Annotated in this window: 18 protein-coding genes and 1 riboswitch; of the genes, 11 read left to right on the forward strand and 7 right to left on the reverse strand. The window is 39.1% G+C overall.

Annotated features, from left to right (window positions below):
• The first annotated feature begins 221 nt into the window (after positions 1 to 221).
• The 5 genes from NYE73_RS13370 (at position 222) to NYE73_RS13390 (ending at position 4,758) form a co-directional block, all read left to right on the forward strand.
• The gene (locus tag NYE73_RS13370; protein ID WP_004227946.1) at positions 222 to 557 is read left to right on the forward strand and encodes a DUF485 domain-containing protein; all 336 of its coding nucleotides are present in this window, start codon (positions 222 to 224) and stop codon (positions 555 to 557) included.
• Positions 558 to 2,111 (forward strand): solute symporter family protein, encoded by a 1,554-nt coding sequence (locus tag NYE73_RS13375; RefSeq protein WP_257960894.1) that lies wholly within the window; start codon positions 558 to 560, stop codon positions 2,109 to 2,111. It begins immediately after the preceding gene.
• 481 nt (positions 2,112 to 2,592) lie between these two features.
• On the forward strand, positions 2,593 to 2,931 hold the full coding sequence (locus tag NYE73_RS13380) for a DUF485 domain-containing protein (RefSeq protein ID WP_048393058.1): 339 nt from the start codon (positions 2,593 to 2,595) through the stop codon (positions 2,929 to 2,931).
• A gap of 8 nt (positions 2,932 to 2,939) precedes the next feature.
• Positions 2,940 to 4,484, forward strand: coding sequence for a solute symporter family protein (locus tag NYE73_RS13385; protein ID WP_048393165.1), 1,545 nt, complete (start codon positions 2,940 to 2,942; stop codon positions 4,482 to 4,484).
• A 97-nt stretch (positions 4,485 to 4,581) separates the two neighbouring features.
• The gene (locus NYE73_RS13390; RefSeq protein WP_197078724.1) at positions 4,582 to 4,758 is read left to right on the forward strand and encodes a hypothetical protein; all 177 of its coding nucleotides are present in this window, start codon (positions 4,582 to 4,584) and stop codon (positions 4,756 to 4,758) included.
• 26 nt (positions 4,759 to 4,784) lie between these two features.
• Here NYE73_RS13390 and NYE73_RS13395 read toward each other — a convergent pair whose 3' ends face one another.
• The 7 genes from NYE73_RS13395 to parE form a co-directional block, all read right to left on the reverse strand.
• Entirely contained in the window at positions 4,785 to 5,534 is a 750-nt protein-coding gene (locus NYE73_RS13395) for a TatD family hydrolase (protein WP_259950436.1), read from the reverse strand.
• Positions 5,524 to 6,273 carry an ABC transporter ATP-binding protein gene (locus NYE73_RS13400; RefSeq protein WP_054550230.1) on the reverse strand — a complete coding sequence of 250 codons (750 nt, stop codon included), beginning with the start codon at positions 6,271 to 6,273 and terminating at the stop codon, positions 5,524 to 5,526. The genes NYE73_RS13395 and NYE73_RS13400 overlap by 11 nt, the downstream gene beginning before the upstream one ends.
• Positions 6,248 to 7,021 (reverse strand): ABC transporter permease, encoded by a 774-nt coding sequence (locus NYE73_RS13405; protein ID WP_048393064.1) that lies wholly within the window; start codon positions 7,019 to 7,021, stop codon positions 6,248 to 6,250. Before NYE73_RS13405 ends, NYE73_RS13400 begins: the two co-directional genes overlap by 26 nt.
• Positions 7,021 to 7,311: a thiamine-binding protein gene (locus NYE73_RS13410; RefSeq protein ID WP_004227928.1), complete on the reverse strand. Its 291-nt coding sequence runs from the start codon at positions 7,309 to 7,311 to the stop codon at positions 7,021 to 7,023. Before NYE73_RS13410 ends, NYE73_RS13405 begins: the two co-directional genes overlap by 1 nt.
• Before the next feature lies 1 nt (position 7,312).
• On the reverse strand, positions 7,313 to 8,308 hold the full coding sequence (locus tag NYE73_RS13415) for an ABC transporter substrate-binding protein (RefSeq protein ID WP_259950219.1): 996 nt from the start codon (positions 8,306 to 8,308) through the stop codon (positions 7,313 to 7,315).
• A gap of 153 nt (positions 8,309 to 8,461) precedes the next feature.
• Positions 8,462 to 8,572, reverse strand: a riboswitch (TPP riboswitch).
• A 108-nt stretch (positions 8,573 to 8,680) separates the two neighbouring features.
• On the reverse strand, positions 8,681 to 11,119 hold the full coding sequence (gene parC / locus NYE73_RS13420; RefSeq protein WP_259950220.1) for a DNA topoisomerase IV subunit A: 2,439 nt from the start codon (positions 11,117 to 11,119) through the stop codon (positions 8,681 to 8,683).
• The gene (gene parE / locus NYE73_RS13425; RefSeq protein WP_259950223.1) at positions 11,116 to 13,092 is read right to left on the reverse strand and encodes a DNA topoisomerase IV subunit B; all 1,977 of its coding nucleotides are present in this window, start codon (positions 13,090 to 13,092) and stop codon (positions 11,116 to 11,118) included. Before parE ends, parC begins: the two co-directional genes overlap by 4 nt.
• A 561-nt stretch (positions 13,093 to 13,653) precedes the next feature.
• Here parE and plsY point away from each other — a divergent pair.
• The 6 genes from plsY to NYE73_RS13455 all read left to right on the forward strand — a co-directional run bounded on the left by plsY (position 13,654) and on the right by NYE73_RS13455 (position 18,943).
• Positions 13,654 to 14,256 (forward strand): glycerol-3-phosphate 1-O-acyltransferase PlsY, encoded by a 603-nt coding sequence (gene plsY, locus NYE73_RS13430; RefSeq protein WP_048393068.1) that lies wholly within the window; start codon positions 13,654 to 13,656, stop codon positions 14,254 to 14,256.
• Between the two features lie 19 nt (positions 14,257 to 14,275).
• Complete coding sequence (locus tag NYE73_RS13435) at positions 14,276 to 14,566, forward strand: HesB/YadR/YfhF family protein (RefSeq protein WP_048393071.1); 291 nt, start codon at positions 14,276 to 14,278, stop codon at positions 14,564 to 14,566.
• Positions 14,567 to 14,754: 188 nt separating this feature from the next.
• Entirely contained in the window at positions 14,755 to 16,299 is a 1,545-nt protein-coding gene (locus tag NYE73_RS13440) for a spore germination protein (RefSeq protein ID WP_259950227.1), read from the forward strand.
• A gap of 25 nt (positions 16,300 to 16,324) precedes the next feature.
• Positions 16,325 to 17,524: a Ger(x)C family spore germination protein gene (locus tag NYE73_RS13445; protein WP_259950229.1), complete on the forward strand. Its 1,200-nt coding sequence runs from the start codon at positions 16,325 to 16,327 to the stop codon at positions 17,522 to 17,524.
• A gap of 5 nt (positions 17,525 to 17,529) precedes the next feature.
• Entirely contained in the window at positions 17,530 to 17,763 is a 234-nt protein-coding gene (locus NYE73_RS13450) for a hypothetical protein (RefSeq protein WP_221682867.1), read from the forward strand.
• 31 nt (positions 17,764 to 17,794) lie between these two features.
• On the forward strand, positions 17,795 to 18,943 hold the full coding sequence (locus tag NYE73_RS13455) for a GerAB/ArcD/ProY family transporter (RefSeq protein ID WP_259950233.1): 1,149 nt from the start codon (positions 17,795 to 17,797) through the stop codon (positions 18,941 to 18,943).
• The last annotated feature ends 34 nt before the right edge of the window (positions 18,944 to 18,977 follow it).

Below are 18,977 nucleotides of genomic sequence, written 5' to 3' on the forward strand. Positions count from 1 at the left end.
TTTCATCAGAAAACTTCACGCTCTTTTAAACAGGATTTTTCTAATAAATCCTTATTATTTCTATGTTATTTCCACAAAACAGAAGTGACTAAAAATTATAAAAACTCAAAATTTAGTATTGCATTATAGGATTCTCCCCCATAAAATAAGTGAATATAACGACGAACGAAAAAGAAATATGTCGTTTAAAACAGAAATATATAACTTTAGGGGGAATAATAATGGCGAATGTTTCAAGCAAAAAACAGGCCCAATCAATTGATTATCATGCAATTGAAGCAATGGAATCGTTTAATAGCTTTGTAAAAAAGAAAAATACCTTTCTTTTCTCGATTACAGCAGTGTTTTTAATTCTTTATATCCTGCTTCCGATTCTTGCTTTCCAGCCTGTACTACAACAAAAATTCTTCGGAAATATTACGGGTGTATGGGTTTATTCTGCAGGATTATTTATCATGACCATTGTGCTTTGTACAGTATATGTAAAAAAAGCTGCTTCATTCGATAAAGCTGCAGCCGCTGTTCTTGCAGAGTATCAGGCGAAAGGTGGAAAATAAATGAACATCGTATCCATAGGTTTCTTTTTAGCTATTGTTGGCTTAACACTTGTTGTTACCTATATTGCAGCAAAGCGTACATCTTCTGCGGCTGATTTTTACACTGCTGGTGGTGGTTTAAAGGGGTGGCAAAACGGCTTTGCGATTGCTGGTGACTATTTATCTGCGGCAGCCTTTCTTGGGGTGTCTGGTGCAATTGCCTTAACTGGCTTTGATGGTTTCTTCTTCTCTGTAGGCTATGTAGTAGCGAATTTAGTGCTGCTTTATGTCATTGCTGAGCCAATGCGAAACTTAGGCCGCTACACGTTAGCAGATATGTTAACGGCTCGTTTTAATGAAAAGCGAATTCGTGGTGTGGCAGCGTCTGGTACCATTATTATCGTAATTCTTTATATGATTGCACAGCTAGTTGGTGCTGGTGCATTGATTAAGCTATTATTCGGTATTGAGTATTGGATTGCCGTTTTAATTGTCGGTGTTATGATGACAACTTATGTATTGTTTGGTGGTATGACAGCGACTTCTTGGGTGCAAATCATTAAAGCAAGTCTATTATTATTCGGGACAGGTTTATTAGCGGTTTTAGTGTTAATGAAATTTGACTTCTCTCTTATGAAGATGTTCGACACAATTGCAGTAGATCATGGCGAAAAGTTCCTTGTACCTGGAATTAAGTATACAAGCACAATCGACTCCGTTTCGATGATGATGGCTTTAGTTTTAGGAACATCTGGTTTACCACATATTTTAATGCGTTTCTTTACTGTAAAGGATGCAAAAACAGCACGTTCCTCTATTTCTTGGACAACTTGGATTACAGCTATTTTCTTTTCATTAACAATTTTCTTAGGGTTCGGTGCATTAAACTTTGTAGGTTTAGATCAAATTCTTGCTGAAAGTAAGGCTGGTAATACAGCTGCTCCGCTTCTTGCGCATTACTTAGGTGGAGATGTATTGATGGCATTTATCGGCGCAGTGGCATTTGCGACTATTTTAGCCGTTGTTTCTGGTTTAGTACTAACAGGGGCTTCAGCCATTTCTCATGATATTTATGGAGAAATCATTAAGGGCGGTAAATTAACAGAGAAGCAACAGGTAGTAGCAGCTCGTACAGGCTCTATCTCGATTGCGATCGTGTCTATAATTCTCGCTCTGTTTGCACAAAGCTTAAACGTTTCATTCCTAGTATCATTCGCCTTTTGTATCGGTGCGTCAGCAAACCTACCTGTAATCCTTTATACAATCTATTGGAAGAAATTTAATTCTACAGGTGCTGTAACTGCGATGGTAACGGGGTTAGTATCATGTTTAATTTTAGGAGCAATGGGACCAAATGTGTGGAGCCCTGTTGAAGGTGCGGCTATCTTTGTTGGACAACCACTTGTGCCACTTGCTGTTCCAGCGATTATTACGATTCCATTAGGCTTTATTGCTGGATACTTAGGTACTGTTCTTTCATCTAACAAAGTGCCACAGGAAGAAGCAGAACGTATTTATAAAGAAATTCGTGTGAAAGCAAATACAGGCGTGTCTGTCTCTGATATTTCACATTAATATTTATACACCTCTTGCATAATGAATCTCAATTCAAAAAATGCAAAAAAATAGGCAAAAAATTCGATTTTTGGTCGAGTTTTTCGCCTTTTTTGTTATTCAATATCTACCAATTTATTTATCGAACAATATTATTTCACTTCCAAAAAACAGAAAAAATCCAATTTTCACTAGGTAAATAGTGTTTATTTTTAATTGAAAAAACAAGATTTTTTTGTAAATTTACCCTTCATTTTTTGTTAAGAATCTAGATTTCTCTTCACTTCATTTATTTATCTGAATTTTCTAAAACCCTTTATATTCTTGGCTTTGCGCCATTTTTTCTCTCTTAAGAGTATTTTCTGAAAAATTTTTTTTACATAATTTTTCTGAAATGTATTGCAATTTTGTGAACTGTTACATAAAATGAAAATGTGAATTCACTAAACTAGCAAAATCAAGTCTTGAGGTAGAAAAAATATACACAAAATGGGGAATGTTAATGGCGAACAATCAAGCAAAAAAAGGTATCGTGATTGACTATGATTCAATTGCAAATCAAGAATCATTTAAGTCTCTTGTACGAAGAAAGAACTCTTTTCTTTGGTCAATGACTGCCATATTTTTATCGGCATACATGTTGTTACCAATTCTGACATCGTACACGACAATTCTACACCAAAAGGCATTTGGGGAAATTACTTGGGTGTGGATCTATGCAGCAGGTCTTTTCATCATGACATGGGGGTTATGTCATTTATATGTAGCAAAGGCAAACAGCTTCGATAGAGAAGCAAAAGCGATTATCGCTGAATACGAGAACGGAGGTGGCCGCCGATGAGTAACGGAATGAGTCTTACAGCCATATTCTTCTTCGTAGCCATTGTTGGTTTAACATTAGTTATTACATGGTGGGCATCTAAACGTACATCTTCAGCAAGTGATTTCTATACTGCTGGTGGTGGCTTAACAGGCTGGCAAAATGGACTAGCTATCGCTGGTGACTACTTATCAGCAGCATCCTTCTTGGGTATCGCTGGTGCTGTAGCATTATTTGGATTTGATGGATTCTTCTTCTCTATTGGTTATTTAGTAGCTTACTTAGTGGTATTATATATCGTTGCTGAGCCATTACGTAACCTTGGGAAATTTACATTAGCTGACATGATTACAGCGCGTTTTGATAACGCCAAAGTCCGTGGAACAGCTGCTTTAAGCACTATTACAATTGTTTTATTCTACATGATTGCACAACTAGTTGGTGCAGGAGCACTTATTCAATTACTTTTAGGAATCGACTATTGGATCGCCGTATTAATCGTAGGATTCATGATGACAACTTACGTACTATTCGGTGGTATGACAGCAACATCTTGGGTACAAATTATTAAAGCTTGTCTTTTAATGTTGGGTACAGTTATTATTTCGTTCTTAGTATTAAAAGAGTTCGGCTTCAGTATCTCTACAATGTTTAAAGAAATGACAACGGTTACTGACAGTGGAGCTGCTTATTTAAACCCTGGTCTTAAATATACAAATGGACTTGATACAATCTCTATGTTAATTGCGTTAGTATTAGGTACTGCGGGTCTTCCACATATCTTAATGCGTTTCTTCACAGTAAAAGACGCGAAAACAGCTCGTTCATCTGTTATTTGGGCTACTTGGATCGTAGGTATCTTCTACGTTCTAACAATTTTCTTAGGCTTCGGTGCAGCAGCATTCGTTGGGAAAGAAGATATTATCGCAGCAAACGCTGCTGGTAACATGGCTGCCCCACTTCTTGCAGAAGCACTTGGTGGCGACATTCTATTCTCATTCGTTTGTGCAGTAGCATTCGCAACAATTTTAGCGGTAGTAGCAGGTCTTGTACTTTCTGGTGCATCTGCCCTATCTCATGATATTTATGGACAAATTATCAAAAAGGGTAAAATTACAGAAAAAGAGCAAGTTCTTGCAGCTCGTATCGGTTCGATTACAATCGCTGTTATTTCTATCCTATTAGCACTTGGTGCACAAACATTAAACGTTGCATTCTTAGTATCTTTAGCATTCTGTATCGCAGGATCTGCTAACCTTCCAGTTATCATCTACACAATTTATTGGAAACGCTTTAATACAGCGGGTGCTGTTACTGCGATGTTAACAGGTTTAATCTCTGCGTTAGTATTAGTTGCTATGTCTCCAAACGTTTGGAATCCAGTTGAAGGTAAGGCAATTTTCGTTGGTGATCCTTTAATTATGTTAACGAACCCAGCCTTAATCTCTGTACCACTTGGTTTCCTTGGTGGTTTCATCGGCACATTACTTTCTAAAGAAACAGATGATGCGAAGTATCGTGAAGTTGACGTTAAAGCAAACACAGGTATTTCTGTACAGGACGTATCTCACTAATACACTCGACAGCCTCGTAAGTATCTTACTTACGAGGTTTTACTTTTTCTTCCCTATTCGCTACTATAGAATTAAAAATGAATTGGAGGCGATGCTCATGTCACAATCTAAAGCTAAAAAGAAACGGATGCACATTAAACGCACAGTTGGTAAAGATGTTGAAAAAAAACGACAATCTATCTCTTTTAGTACACATGAACGTCTAACGAAAACAAAAAACGAAAAATTGGAGCATGATTATACGAAATATAAAAAGCAGTATAAGGACGAATAACTCGTACCCTATACTGCTTTTTCTTATTAAAGCCGATAAAATGTTTTCGTGTTTTGCGTAATAATTTTGGCCACTTCCTGTGTTGATAGCCCTTTGATGGAGGCAATCACCTCAATCGTTGAGTGCATCATCCAGGGAGATGTACGCTTCTTCGTAAACGGTCCCTCAAACGGCCAAGGACCATCCGTTTCTACCATCATTAGTTCAATGGGATAAGCATGAATTAGCTGTTGAATTTCCTCTTCGTACAAGCAATCTGGCGTAATAGAAATAAAATAACCACGCTCTATCATGCGCTTCACAATAGCTTCATCCCCTTTAAACCAATGAAAATGGGCTTTGTGAAGCTGATGCTTTTCCAGCAAATCACACACAATATGGGCGTCCTCATATACTGCGTGTAACACAATTGGCTTGTCCAGCTCCTTTGCCAATACAACAAAACGCTCTAATAGCGCCACATAGGGACGTTCATCAATCGCTTGCTCTTGTTTTAAATAATAAGGTAGACCCACCTCACCAATAGCAACCATATCATCCTGATGCGAATGAATCCAATCAAATAAAGCTGTCTCATCATTTGGACTTAGTAAAGGCTGTTCAGGATGAAAGCCAAAAGCAGCCTTTACTTGCTGATAGCTATTCGATAAACGCAACGTTCTTTCACAAGAGGAAAGTTGCATACTAACTGCGATTACAGCTTTCACTTCTTCTAATAAGGAAGGAATTTCCTCATCGGTATACTGATCCAAATGAATATGCGCATCAATCAACATACATATCACCCTTTTCCTCCTGTAAATACATAAATAATTGTTGCTTTAACGCTGTGAATGCTGCAGAATGTCGAATTTCCTCTTTCCGAGGTCTCTCAAACGGCACGATGATTTCCTTTTTAACGGTAGCTGGACGTTTGGTTAAAACAAGTATGCGATCTGCTAAAAAGAGAGCTTCCTCAATACTATGTGTAACAAATAGAATGGATTTGCGGTACTCCTCCCAGATAGATAAAAGCCATGCTTGCATTTCCAGTCGAGTAAATTCATCCAACGCAGAAAATGGTTCGTCTAAGCATAAAATCGGCTTATCACTGACCATTGCTCGAATAAAGGACACACGCTGCTGCATGCCTCCAGACAGTTCGTTCGGGTAGGCATGGATAAAAGAGGCAAGACCAACCTTTTCTAACCATTCCTTGGCACGTTCAACATTTGATTTATGTTGTAATTCCTCTACAAGCGTGACATTTTCTACTATTGTACGCCAGGGTAATAGACATGGCTGCTGTGGCATATAGCCAATCGTTCCTTTTTTTTGTTGGATATCCTCTCCATTCAATAAAATGGCTCCTTGATCAATTGGTGAAACACCACCAATTAATTGAAAAAGTGTACTTTTACCACTGCCTGAAGGACCCACGATGGCCACAAACTCTCCATCCTTGACGTCAAAAGAAAGTTGATCAAGGACTTTGAGCGCATCGAAGGATTTAGCGATGTTTTGAATGCTGAGCATGATAGCCTCTTCCCTTCACCATGAATTTTTCAATTAAACGAATACCACTAAACAATAGTAAGCTCAAGAGAACAATCGCAAAAATTGCCACAAATACGCGATCCGTACGGAAGGAGGACTGGGCTAGGGTCATGTAAACACCAATACCCTTTTTTGCACCAAGCCACTCCGCAATCACAGCCCCCATCACACTATATGTAGCCGCAATTTTAATGCCTGAAAAAATAGCAGGATAGGCATAAGGCCATTCCAGCTTCCAAAAGGTTTGTGCCCTTGTAGCACCAACCATGGCAAAATAATGCTTTAATTCTGGAGCTGTTTGTCTAAATCCATCCATCGCTGCAATGACAATCGGGAAAAAGCACACAAGACAGATAATGATAAGCTTCGGTAATAAGCCAAAGCCAAACCAAATAATAAGGAGCGGTGCCAAGACTAGAATAGGAACATTCTGCGACATAATAAGAATTGGATAAAACAGTTCTCGAATAAATGTAAATCGATGCAACACTATTGCCACCGTTAGCCCACAAGCGATGCCAATGGCCAAACCTAGTAGAGCTAATTGTACTGTAGCGAATGCATGTGGTAGAAAGGTTTGATACGACTGGATGGCTTCTGACAAAATACTACTTGGTGTGGGAACTAACCAATGAGGAACTTCAGCAAACCGCACGATTAGTTCCCATATGAACAAGAGGAAGGCAATAAAAATTATCGTCCTTCCCTTCTGTAATGCACGTTTCATTACTGATATTTCTCCGTTAATGTATCCATCGTAATACCCGTTGGCTGATATAAAATTTTCACTTGTGTAATGACATTAATGGCACCAAGTTCAATCATTTTCTCATTCATTTTTTCAATGATTTGGAGCAATGTTGAAAGCTCACCCTCCATCGTTGTTTCCAATGGATGTACCTCATATTTCACCCCAGAAGCATCGATCACCGCAATTGCTGCATCGACATATGGTATAACATCTTCATATTTCTCTGTCTTCGGAATGATTTGTACACTGATTAATGAATTTGCCATCTTATTTGGCCTCCTTTTTAGGTAAGAAATCATTAGTAAAGGCTTTTTTCGCATCAAATTCGCCCTCTAGTACTTGATTGCTTGACATCCATTTCGCGTAATTTTCCCACACAGAAAGCTTTTGCTCTCCCCATTGCTTGGCATCATCCTGATATTTATCAGCCAGCCATTCCTGACTTTTATGCACTAACGCTTTATCTAAATCAGGGGCCGCTTCGATTAAAATATCAGCCGCTTCACTTGGGTTTTCAATTGCGTATTCATAGCCCTTCGATGCAGCTGCCACAAAGGCTTTGACTACATTCGGGTTGTCCTGTATCATTTTTTCATTTGTAGCTAAAACTGGCGTATAATAATCCAATTGATCACTATAATCTGTAAGATATAGCATATTAATCTTTTCCCCACGCAGCTCAGCCTCAATCCCAGTCCATGCATAATAAATCCAAGCAAAATCTATATCTTTTTCCATCATTGTGAAGAAATCTAAATCCCCTGCATTGACGATATCTAGCTTATTAATATCTGCCTTTTCTTTTTGCATGAGTGATTGTAAAACGGCTTGCTCTAATGGCGCGCCCCAACCACCATAGGTTTTACCTTCAAAATCCTTTGGCGATGTAATGCTCTTTGAAGCAATAGAAGCAAAGCCAGATGTATTATGCTGTATAATTGCTGCGATGGAGACCAGCGGCACATCCTGGACTCGTGCCTGTGTTATGCCTTCCTGATAGCTCACGCCAAAATCCGCCTTTCCAGAAGCAACAAGCTGATCTGCGCCCGCCTCACCAGGCATAATAATATCAACATCTAAACCCTGTTCCTCAAAATAACCGAGTTTTTTGGCAACATATAGTCCTGTATGATTTGTATTCGGCGTCCAATCCAGTACCACAGACACCTTTTTCAGCTTGTCTGCAGCCTGCTTGTCATCCTTGTCACTACAGCCTACTAATGTCAATAGTGCTGCCAATAAAATAAAAAACCATTTTTTCATGCGAAAGCCTCCCAGTTTGTAATATGAAAGTGTTCATGAATGAATGTTGTCACCAGAAGAAAGCGTATACAATGTTGGCAAGCTGTTGCTTGAAAACATAAAAAAACGCCTAGGATTCCTCCCAGACGTATTGCAATCAATCTTCAAAACTTTGCTTTTTGAATAGATGTTCCCTACGCTGGTACGAGCCAAATCAGGTTCAAAGGGTCAGCGTCTATCGGACACAATCTCAGCTAGCAATTACTAGCCCCCCTACATTCTTTCGCTATGAACTTTTCGATGATTATTATACCCATAGTTTCACTTAAATGACAAGGTGCTATTTTGGAATAGAGCTTAAAGCCCAGTACTCCTTAGAGACTGGGCATGCATTTAGCTTGGTTTCTGTTCTTTTTTGGCTGTTACAACATGAGAAATTGCTCCATCTGTTGCAATATCCACTTTAAATGAACCATTGGAATGGCGATCCGCACGAGACAATGCTTGTACGTCAATCATCTCTTGAACACCTTTTTCAGTTTCAATCACAACCTGCTCCTCGTCTGTTGCTTGAACAACTGCCACAATTCGGTGAGGGTTTGCTTTTAACTCTGTTAATACTTTTAGTCCACGTTTTGCACGACTTGCTACTTCAACTTCAGCGACATTCATTTTTTTCACGGCCCCACGCTGTGTCACAATCACTACATATTGGGTAACATCAGGCTGTAATACATTGACTCCAACTAAGGCTTCTCCATCTTTTAGTGTGATCCCTTTCACACCACCTGTTTTCACACCTGTCACAGGTAGTTCCTCCATTGGGAAACGAATCGCATAGGCTGTATCCGTTGTGAGCATCAGCTCCACGTCATCAGTCACAAATGATGCATAGATCATCGCATCACCAGCCTTGACATTCATCGTTTTAATTGGCTTTGAATAACGCGTTACCGCATAGTCTGCGAGTGGTGAGCGCTTAATTTGGCCATCTTTTGTGGCTGTGAAAACATACGTATTTGGCTGGTCAAAGGTTTCGAAACCATAAACCGCAATAATCGATTCATCTTCCCCTGTTGGTACAATACTTGAAATATGCTGGCCGAGATCCTTCCAGCGTATATCAGGCAGCTCATGAACAGGCTGATAAATATAATTGCCTCGATTTGTGAAAAGCAGTAGATGGTGCTGTGTATTTAAATTTGCTTCATACAATAAATAATCCGAATCCTTCATGGCAAAATCTTGCCCGTTTGAAGCGGCATGAGAACGTATGGATGTACGTTTAATATAACCATCCTTCGTTACTGTCACGACAACCTCTTCACTTGGCACAAGGACATCCAATGTAATTTTGATTTCTTCAATTTCTTGCTCAATCTTCGAGCGACGAGGCTCTGTAAAGCGTTTCTTAATATCTAGTAACTCTTGTTTAATAACACGCACTAGCTTAGCTTCACTTTGTAGAATCCCCTCTAGCTTTGCAATTAGCTTATTTAACTCGTCCTGTTCCTGACGAAGCTCTGTAATATCCGTATTCGTTAAACGATATAATTGCAGGCTTACAATGGCCTCTGCCTGTACCTCTGTAAAATCAAACTTTGCTTGTAAATTAAGCTTCGCATCCTTCTTATCATTTGAAGAACGAATCGTCGCAATGACTTCATCTAAAATGGAAAGGGCTTTAATTAATCCATCTACAATATGGGAACGATCCTTTGCCTTTTGCAAATCATAAATAGAACGGTTTGTTACCACTTCTTTTTGATGGGCAATATACGCATCTAGCAATAATGGCAATGTCATCATCGTTGGACGACGATTATGAATGGCAATCATATTAAAATTATAAGCTACCTGTAAATCCGTTGTTTTAAACAAGTACTGTAAAATTCCTTTTCCTGGTACATCCTTTTTCAGCTCAATTACGACACGTAAGCCTGTACGGTCTGATTCATCACGAATTTCTGCAATGCCTTCTAGTCGTTTATCTACACGTTGCTCATCAATTTTTTTCACAAGATTCGCTTTATTTACATCATATGGTAACTCAGTGATAACAATTTGCTCTTTACCACCCTTGATTGGTTCAACAACTGCTTGTGCACGGACGATGATTTTACCACGACCTGTTTCATACGCCTTTTTAATGCCATCAACACCTTGAATGATTCCACCCGTTGGGAAATCAGGTCCTTTAATCACCGTCATCAATTCATCTACAGTAACATTAGGCTTGTCTAAGCGCATCAACACAGCATCCAGTACTTCATCTAAGGCATGTGGCGGAATATCTGTCGCATAACCAGCGGAAATTCCTGTAGAGCCATTGACTAAAAGGTTAGGAAAACGTGCTGGTAATACAGTTGGCTCCATATCCTGATCATCAAAGTTTGGCACAAATTCGACCGTTTTCTTGCCAATATCTCGTAGCATTTCAGCGGCAATAGCTGATAGTCTCGCCTCTGTATAACGCATTGCAGCTGGAGGATCGCCATCTACCGAGCCATTGTTCCCGTGCATCTCAATAAGCATATGACGTGCCTTCCAGTCCTGACTCATCCGTACCATCGCTTCATACACAGAGCTATCGCCGTGCGGATGATAGTTACCAATTACGTTACCCACTGTTTTTGCGGATTTACGGAACGGCTTATCATGTGTGTTGCCTTCCGTAAACATCGCATATAAAATACGGCGCTGTACTGGTTTAAGACCGTCACGTGCATCAGGCAACGCGCGGTCTTGAATAATATATTTACTATAGCGACCAAAACGGTCACCCATTACTTCTTCTAACGGTAAATCTTGAAACTTTTCTGTACTACTCATGCTTGGTCCTCCTCTTGTTGGATGAATTCATTCTCTAAAATGTTAGAATCATCCTCCATACCGAAGTCTACATTGGCTTCGATCCATTTACGACGTGGTTCCACCTTATCACCCATTAACGTCGTGACACGTCTCTCCGCTCGTGCACCATCCTCGATTGTGACACGAATCAATGTCCGTGTTTCAGGGTTCATCGTTGTGTCCCATAGTTGGTCTGCATTCATCTCACCAAGACCTTTATAGCGCTGTAATATGTAACCCTTTCCAACCTTCTTGATGGCCTTTTGTAAATCACTTTCTGTCCAAGCATATTCAATGACTTCTTTTTTCCCTGTACCTCTAGAGACTTTATAAAGCGGCGGTAGTGCGATATAGACCTTCCCAGACTCAATGAGCGGACGCATATAACGATAGAAGAATGTTAATAGCAAGACTTGAATATGTGCCCCATCCGTATCCGCATCGGTCATGATGACTACTTTATTGTAGGCAGAATCCTCCACCGCAAAATCCGTACCAACACCTGCCCCAATCGCATGGATAATCGTTGAAATTTCTTCGTTTTTCATAATATCCTGTAGCTTGGCTTTCTCTGTATTGATTACCTTCCCGCGCAATGGCAGAATCGCTTGGAATGTACGGTCACGACCTTGTTTAGCAGAGCCACCCGCAGAATCACCCTCGACTAAATACAGCTCATTTTTTGCCGCATTACGTGACTGAGCTGGTGTTAATTTTCCAGATAAAATCGTACTACCCTTTTTGTTTTTCTTGCCATTTCGTGCATCCTCACGCGCTTTACGAGCTGCTTCACGCACTTGCTGCGCTCGAATCGCTTTACGAACAAGAGAAGCTGATAACTCTGCATTTTCCTCTAGCACATACAAAATTTGCTCAGACACTACACTATCTACTGCAGAACGAGCCTCACTTGTCCCAAGCTTGCCCTTTGTTTGTCCTTCAAATTGCAGTAAATGCTCTGGGATACGAACAGACACGATCGCTGCTAAGCCCTCACGAATATCTGTCCCCTCAAGGTTTTTATCCTTGTCCTTTAACAGGCCAATTTTTCTTGCATATTCATTAAAGACACGTGTCAATGCTGCCTTTGCACCCGTTTCATGTGTACCACCATCACGTGTACGGACATTATTAACGAATGATAAAATCGTTTCTGAATAACCATCGTTATACTGGAAAGCGAACTCTACTTCGATTTCATCCTGTACGCCTTCAACATATTTTACTGGATGAAGGACATCTTTTTCCTCATTCAAATACGCAACGAAAGCCTCGATGCCATTCTCATAAAAGAACACATCGCTCTTGCCTTCCTCGCGCTCATCAATTAATTCAATTTTTAAGCCCTTTAATAAAAAGGCTGATTCACGTAATCGTTCTGCTAACGTATCATAATTGAATTTTGTGACAGAGAAGATCGTTTCATCTGGTAGGAAATGAACAAGCGTTCCTGTCTGCTTGGTCTGCCCAATATTTTCAAGTGTTGTGACAGGCTGTCCACCATGTTCAAAGCGTTGACGATACTTTTTACCATCGCGATAGATTGTCACCTCTAAAAATGTTGAGAGCGCATTCACAACGGAAGAACCAACACCATGTAAACCTCCACTTGTTTTATAGCCACCTTGACCAAATTTACCACCAGCGTGTAGCACTGTAAAAATAATTTCTGGTGTCGGTTTGCCCATTTTATGCATACCGGTTGGCATCCCACGGCCAAAGTCGCGCACACTCATACTTTGATCTTTATGAATTGTGACAATAATATGAGATCCAAAGCCAGCCAGTGCTTCATCCACCGCATTATCTACGATTTCATACACAAGGTGATGAAGTCCACGGCCATCCGTAGAACCGATATACATGCCAGGTCGTTTGCGTACCGCTTCTAATCCTTCTAATACTTGTATAGCGTCATCATTATAGACGCTAGGTGACTGTTTATTCGTCAAAAAAATTCCCCTCCAAAAAACAAACACATGTTCTATTTATGTTCTCATCCTAATAATAATAGCATTTCCTGTCAATAGCTAGCGACAGGTCCAATAAAATTTTAAAATTTGCTCACAGTTTTGATCTTTTTTATTAATAGTAAACATCTTCAACAGTTGCTTAAAATTGGTATTTGAGCAAGACAGACTGCTTCTAGCTTCCATCATCATTTGACGCATTGAAGCCTACTTAGTTGCAAAATAAAGTTGTGATGCTTGCAAATAAAAGCACACTAACTCGTGCCTTGCGATTAAACAGGATAAAGTTAGACTTCTATTCTACCAAAGGAATGAGCGATTGACAAAATTGCCATTTTGCCTATATTTTTATAAAGGTTTTAGTGCTTCCTACAAATTTATGTCTAAAAGCCTAGTCCTCACTAATAGATTCTCTTTTGTATTGATTCAAGACTTCGGATGAAATCTCCTTCATAACATTGTAGATTAGCAAGAAAAAGTGTAAAATACTTGTTACAAACTATTAGTACCAAGTGATGGACTATGAATGAAAGGAGTCCAACTATGATCAATGGACTTATTATTTTATGTGCTTATCTAATCGGCTCTATACCTTCTGGATTATGGATAGGCAAAATTTTTTATAATACCGATATTCGTGAACACGGGAGCGGTAATCTTGGTGCGACCAATACTTTTAGAACATTAGGGAAAAAGGCTGGTATTATTGTTACGGTGATGGATGTCTTAAAAGGAACTGCCGCTGTCTTACTCGTGACACTTCCTGTTTTCTCTGATACTACACTCCACTCTTTATTACTGGGTCTTGTCGCTGTTATCGGTCATATGTTCCCGATCTTTGCCAACTTCCGTGGTGGGAAAGCTGTGGCAACGTCAGCTGGTGTATTATTAGGCTATTCTTGGCCACTCTTTGTCCTACTATTTATTACCTTTATTGTGACATTAAAAATCACAAAAATCGTCAGCTTAACATCAATGATAGCCGCTTTAGTAGCGCTTATCTATGCAATCGTTTATTATTTTATTACAGGTGACTTTGCATTAGGCATCTTGGTAGCCTTTTTATTTACCTTTATTATTTATCGTCACCGTGCCAATATTGCTCGTATTAAAAACGGCACCGAACCAAAGGTAAAATGGCTGTAGGAAGAGAGGAGCATTTGAAATGAATATTGCATTGACAGATGAAGCCCTACAATGGTTCAAACATGAAATGGAAGTTGAACCTGGTGATACAATTCGTTTTTATGCACGTTATGGTGGCTCAAGTCCGTTTCACGAAGGCTTTTCACTAGGCATGACACGTGAGGAACCTATTGCCATAGGTGTGCAAACAGAAATTGATGGTGTTATCTATTACATTGATGAGAAAGATCTTTGGTTCTTTAACGATCACAATTTACATGTTGATGTTGATACAAGTAATGATGAATTACAATACGACTATCGTACATAAAGCAGTCTGTCCTTTCCATACATGAAAGGACAGACTGTTTTTTTATTTATTACAAAACAAGACACACGAAAGTTGCAAGGAATGTGATATTGCCACAAATAGCTAGATTTTTCATATCTCTTTCGTTTATCTCTCAAAAAAATTGTCCATTCTAAAGGTAATGAACGACCATTTGAGGAGGAAAACACATGTCCATGTCTAACAATAACGAGACCTCCCCATCCCATACAACGAACGATTTATTGTATACTTCCCTATCTAAAAATATAAAAATCATTCAACAATCACTAGGGCATAGTAATGATATTATCATACGTGAAATTGCGATTGGAGAAACTGATCCCCATAGCCTCGCCATTATTTCCATTGATGGCTTATCGGATAAAACGACTATTTCTGATTCTGTTATCGATAAACTGATGGCAAATATTGAAGAAGAACAAGATATTGAAATAACAACCATTAATCAATATGTTCGGAATTCCTATTTAACGGTAGGCGATGTGACGAATATTGAGCATTTCACAACACTCTACAATGCCATTCTCAATGGTGAAACGGTTATTTTATTAGATGGCTTTGCCGAAGGGATTGTGACAAGTACTAGAAGTGCCAAGGATCGAGCTGTCACAGAGCCATCGACGGAATCCGTAATTCGCGGACCGAGGGAATCCTTTACGGAAACCTTGCGAACGAATACAGCGCTCATTCGTCGCAAAATAAAAAGTCCGAATCTCTGGATAAAATCACGCGTTATCGGAGATGTGACACAAACAGATGTAGTAGTGATGTATATAAATGGCATCGCCAGTGACAAAATCGTCGCAGAGGTATTGGCTCGATTAGATCGTATTAATATTGATGGCATTCTGGAAAGTGGCTATATTGAGGATTTTATTCAAGACTCAAAAAACTCTATGTTTCCAACCGTCTACAACTCTGAACGACCTGATGTCATCGCAGGTGAATTATTAGATGGCAAAGTGGCGATTCTAGTTGATGGCACACCTTTCGTCTTAGTCGTTCCAGCGCTATTTACATCCTTTTTACAATCAGCAGAAGATTATTATCAGCATTGGATGATTAGCTCACTTGTACGTATCTTGCGTTTCTTTGGTATCAGTCTAGCATTAGTAGCACCATCCTTGTATGTGGCGATTACTACCTTTCATCAGGAAATGCTACCGACACCCATGTTAATTAGCATTGCTTCACAAAGGGAAGGCGTACCCTTTCCTGCAGTAGTAGAAGCGCTTATTATGGAGGTTGCCTTTGAGGTCTTAAGGGAAGCTGGACTTCGTATGCCTCGAACAATCGGTCCTGCGGTATCCATTGTAGGTACTTTAGTTATTGGACAGGCAGCAGTTGATGCAGGCGTCGTATCCGCTGTAATGGTAATTATTGTAGCCTTAACAGCGATTTGTAGCTTTCTATTCCCTGCCTATGGTTTATCGAATACGATTCGTGTACTACGTTTCCCATTAATGATTTTAGCTGCTATGTTTGGTTTATTCGGTGTAATGTTTGGCATTATGCTAATTATTCTTCATCTATGTAGCATTCGTTCATTTGGTGTACCTTATTTAAGTCCATTCGCACCGTTGGTATTACAGGATCAGAAGGATGCGTTTCTGCTGTTCCCGCGTAGAAAGTTACTTACACGACCTCGTTTAGTCAATCAAAAAAATATTGTTAGAGGACATAACTATATCAATGTAAAAAGCAGGAAATAACAACTGGATAAATGAGGAATAGAATATGGCAAAATTAAACTGGATTTGCTTACTATGTATCCTCACTTTACTGTTAAGTGGTTGCTGGAGTAAGCGAGAATTAAATGAATTAGCCATTGTGGTAGCACTAGGCATTGACAAAATAGATGACGAATATGAAATTACGGTTCAAATTGTTGATCCTAGTGAAATTTCAATGCGCCAAGCTTCCACTCAACGCTCTCCTGTCGTTAGCTATCATTCGAGAGGCGAGACCATCTTTGAGGCCATTCGCAAAATGACGACTATTGCAGCACGAAAACCTTATTTTGCACACCTTCAAGTGGTTGTATTAGGGGAAGATCTCGCAAAAGAAGGCATTAGTGATGCACTTGATTTAATTGTAAGGGACCATGAATTTCGTAAGGATTTCGACGTCATTATGTCTCACGAAGCAACAGCGAAGGAAGTATTAAATGTACTAACACCCATCGAAAAAGTTCCTGCTAATAAAATGTTAAATTCCCTTGATGTCTCTGAAAAGGCTTGGGGCTCCACAATAGCTGTTAATATTGATGAATTAGTCAATACATTAAGCAATAAGCATAAAGGGGCGTTAATTTCTGCTATTGAAGTTCATGGCGATAAGAAATTAGGGGTAGATCAAACAAATGTGCAACGTGTTAAAACACCTGTGCTATTACGTTATACAGGTTTAGCGGTCTTTAAAGGAGATAAATATATAGGGCTACTGACTGAAAGTGAAAGCAAAAGTGTTAGTTTTCTTAATGACAAAATTCAAAGTACGATAGAAATCATTGCCTGTCCTAATAAAGGGACCTTGTCTACTGAAATTACCCAATCCACTACAAAGGTGAAAGGGTCATTTAAAAACGGGAAACCGAAAATCGATGTTCATATTAATGTAGAGCAGAATGTTGGAGAGGTCGAATGTGATATCGATCTTACCAAAAATAAATCGATTGATTACGTTAACAAAAAAACAGCCCAGGGAATTGATGAACGCATAGAAAAAACAGTAGAGAAAATTCAACAGCAATATGAAGTAGATGTTTTTGGATTTGGGGATGCCCTACATCGGGCAGATCCTAAGCAGTGGAAAAAAATAAAGGATGATTGGACTTCCATTTTTCCAGATTTAGCAGTGGTAGTTCATGTAAAGGTAACTACCCAAGGTTCAGGTACGATGCAAAATTCATTATTAAACAAGCCAAAGGAGGAATAAATGCAATGGTACTAGCCGTAGCTATCTTGATCATCGCGATAATCATTGCGCTTATTTTTATTCCAAAGCTAAAAAAGCAACAGGATAGAAAAGCCATGATTGTATTCTCCTTTTTGCTTCTTATTGGAACGGCTTTAAATATGGGGATTGCCCTGAAAATCCATATTCCTAGCCCATTAGATTTGATTACCTTTATCTTCACACCAATTAGGGATTACATTGTGTCATTCACAAAATAGAAAGATGGACTGAGAAACGGAGGGTAGCTTGATGGAAAAAGAGATAATTAGTTCAAGACAGTTTACAATCGTTACCTTCCTCTATTCTATCGGTACAGCGATTTTAATTATCCCTTCGAGTATTACTGGTGCCGCTAAGCAAGATGCTTGGATAGCGGCAAGCATTGGTGTTCTCCTTAGTTTACTGGTACTAAAATTATTTTTAACACTGGCCAATCAAACACCATCTCTAAACTTTATCGAGGCCAATGAAAAAATTCTTGGGCGTTTTTTTGGGAAAATCACAGCAATTTGTTTCCTGATTATGACCTTTCTTTCGGCTGGAGAATTACTCTATTTTATCGGTATTTTCATGAAAACGGAAGTAATGCCAGAGACACCGACATTAGCATTTGCCCTACTGTTCAGTATCATTATTATGTATGCCGCTTATTTAGGAATTGAGACCTTTGCCCGTTCGGCAGAAATCCTCTTCCCATTGTTTATCTTTATTTTTATTTTTTTCGTCATTAGTATTACCCCTCAAATTACATTTGAGAATATTCAGCCTCTACTAGAAGCAACCAAAACATCTATGTTTTATAGTATTGCACGCTTTATGAGTATCTTTTCCTTTCCATTACTTGTATTAATGATGCTCTATCCTACTGGTGTCAATGTACAGCCGTCTGCACAGAAAGGGCTATATATTGGGGCAATCCTTGGTGGAATCGTCTTAGTTACATTGATTGTCCTATCGATTCTTGTATTAGGTCCTGAAAACACAGCATCAAGGACTTTTCCTAGCTATGCCTTAGCACAAAGAATATCTATAGGGAATTTTTTACAGCGTATAGAAATCATCATGGCATTTATGTGGATTTCGTCTATTTATATTCGTACATTTATGTATTTCTATACGACCGTTGTTGGCCTCGCACAAATTTTAAAGATCAAGGATCATCGCCCACTCATTATACCGATGGGGATAATTGTTATTGGACTTTCTCAAATTGTTCATCCAGATATTGTGCATTCTACTAATTATAATAATGAAATTTGGCCAATCTTTTCCTTTATTTTCACCATTTTATTACCTATACTTTTGCTGATTGTAGTAGTTATTCGCAATCGTAAATCCAAGACTCAAAATAACGAAACACCTCAGCAGGAAACAGAAAATGACAATCAAAAAGTCTAATTTCTTCTAAAGCTAGAAAAGAAATTAGACTTTT

The organism is Lysinibacillus sp. FSL K6-0102 (assembly GCF_038003545.1).
In the GTDB taxonomy this organism is placed as follows: domain Bacteria; phylum Bacillota; class Bacilli; order Bacillales_A; family Planococcaceae; genus Lysinibacillus; species Lysinibacillus capsici.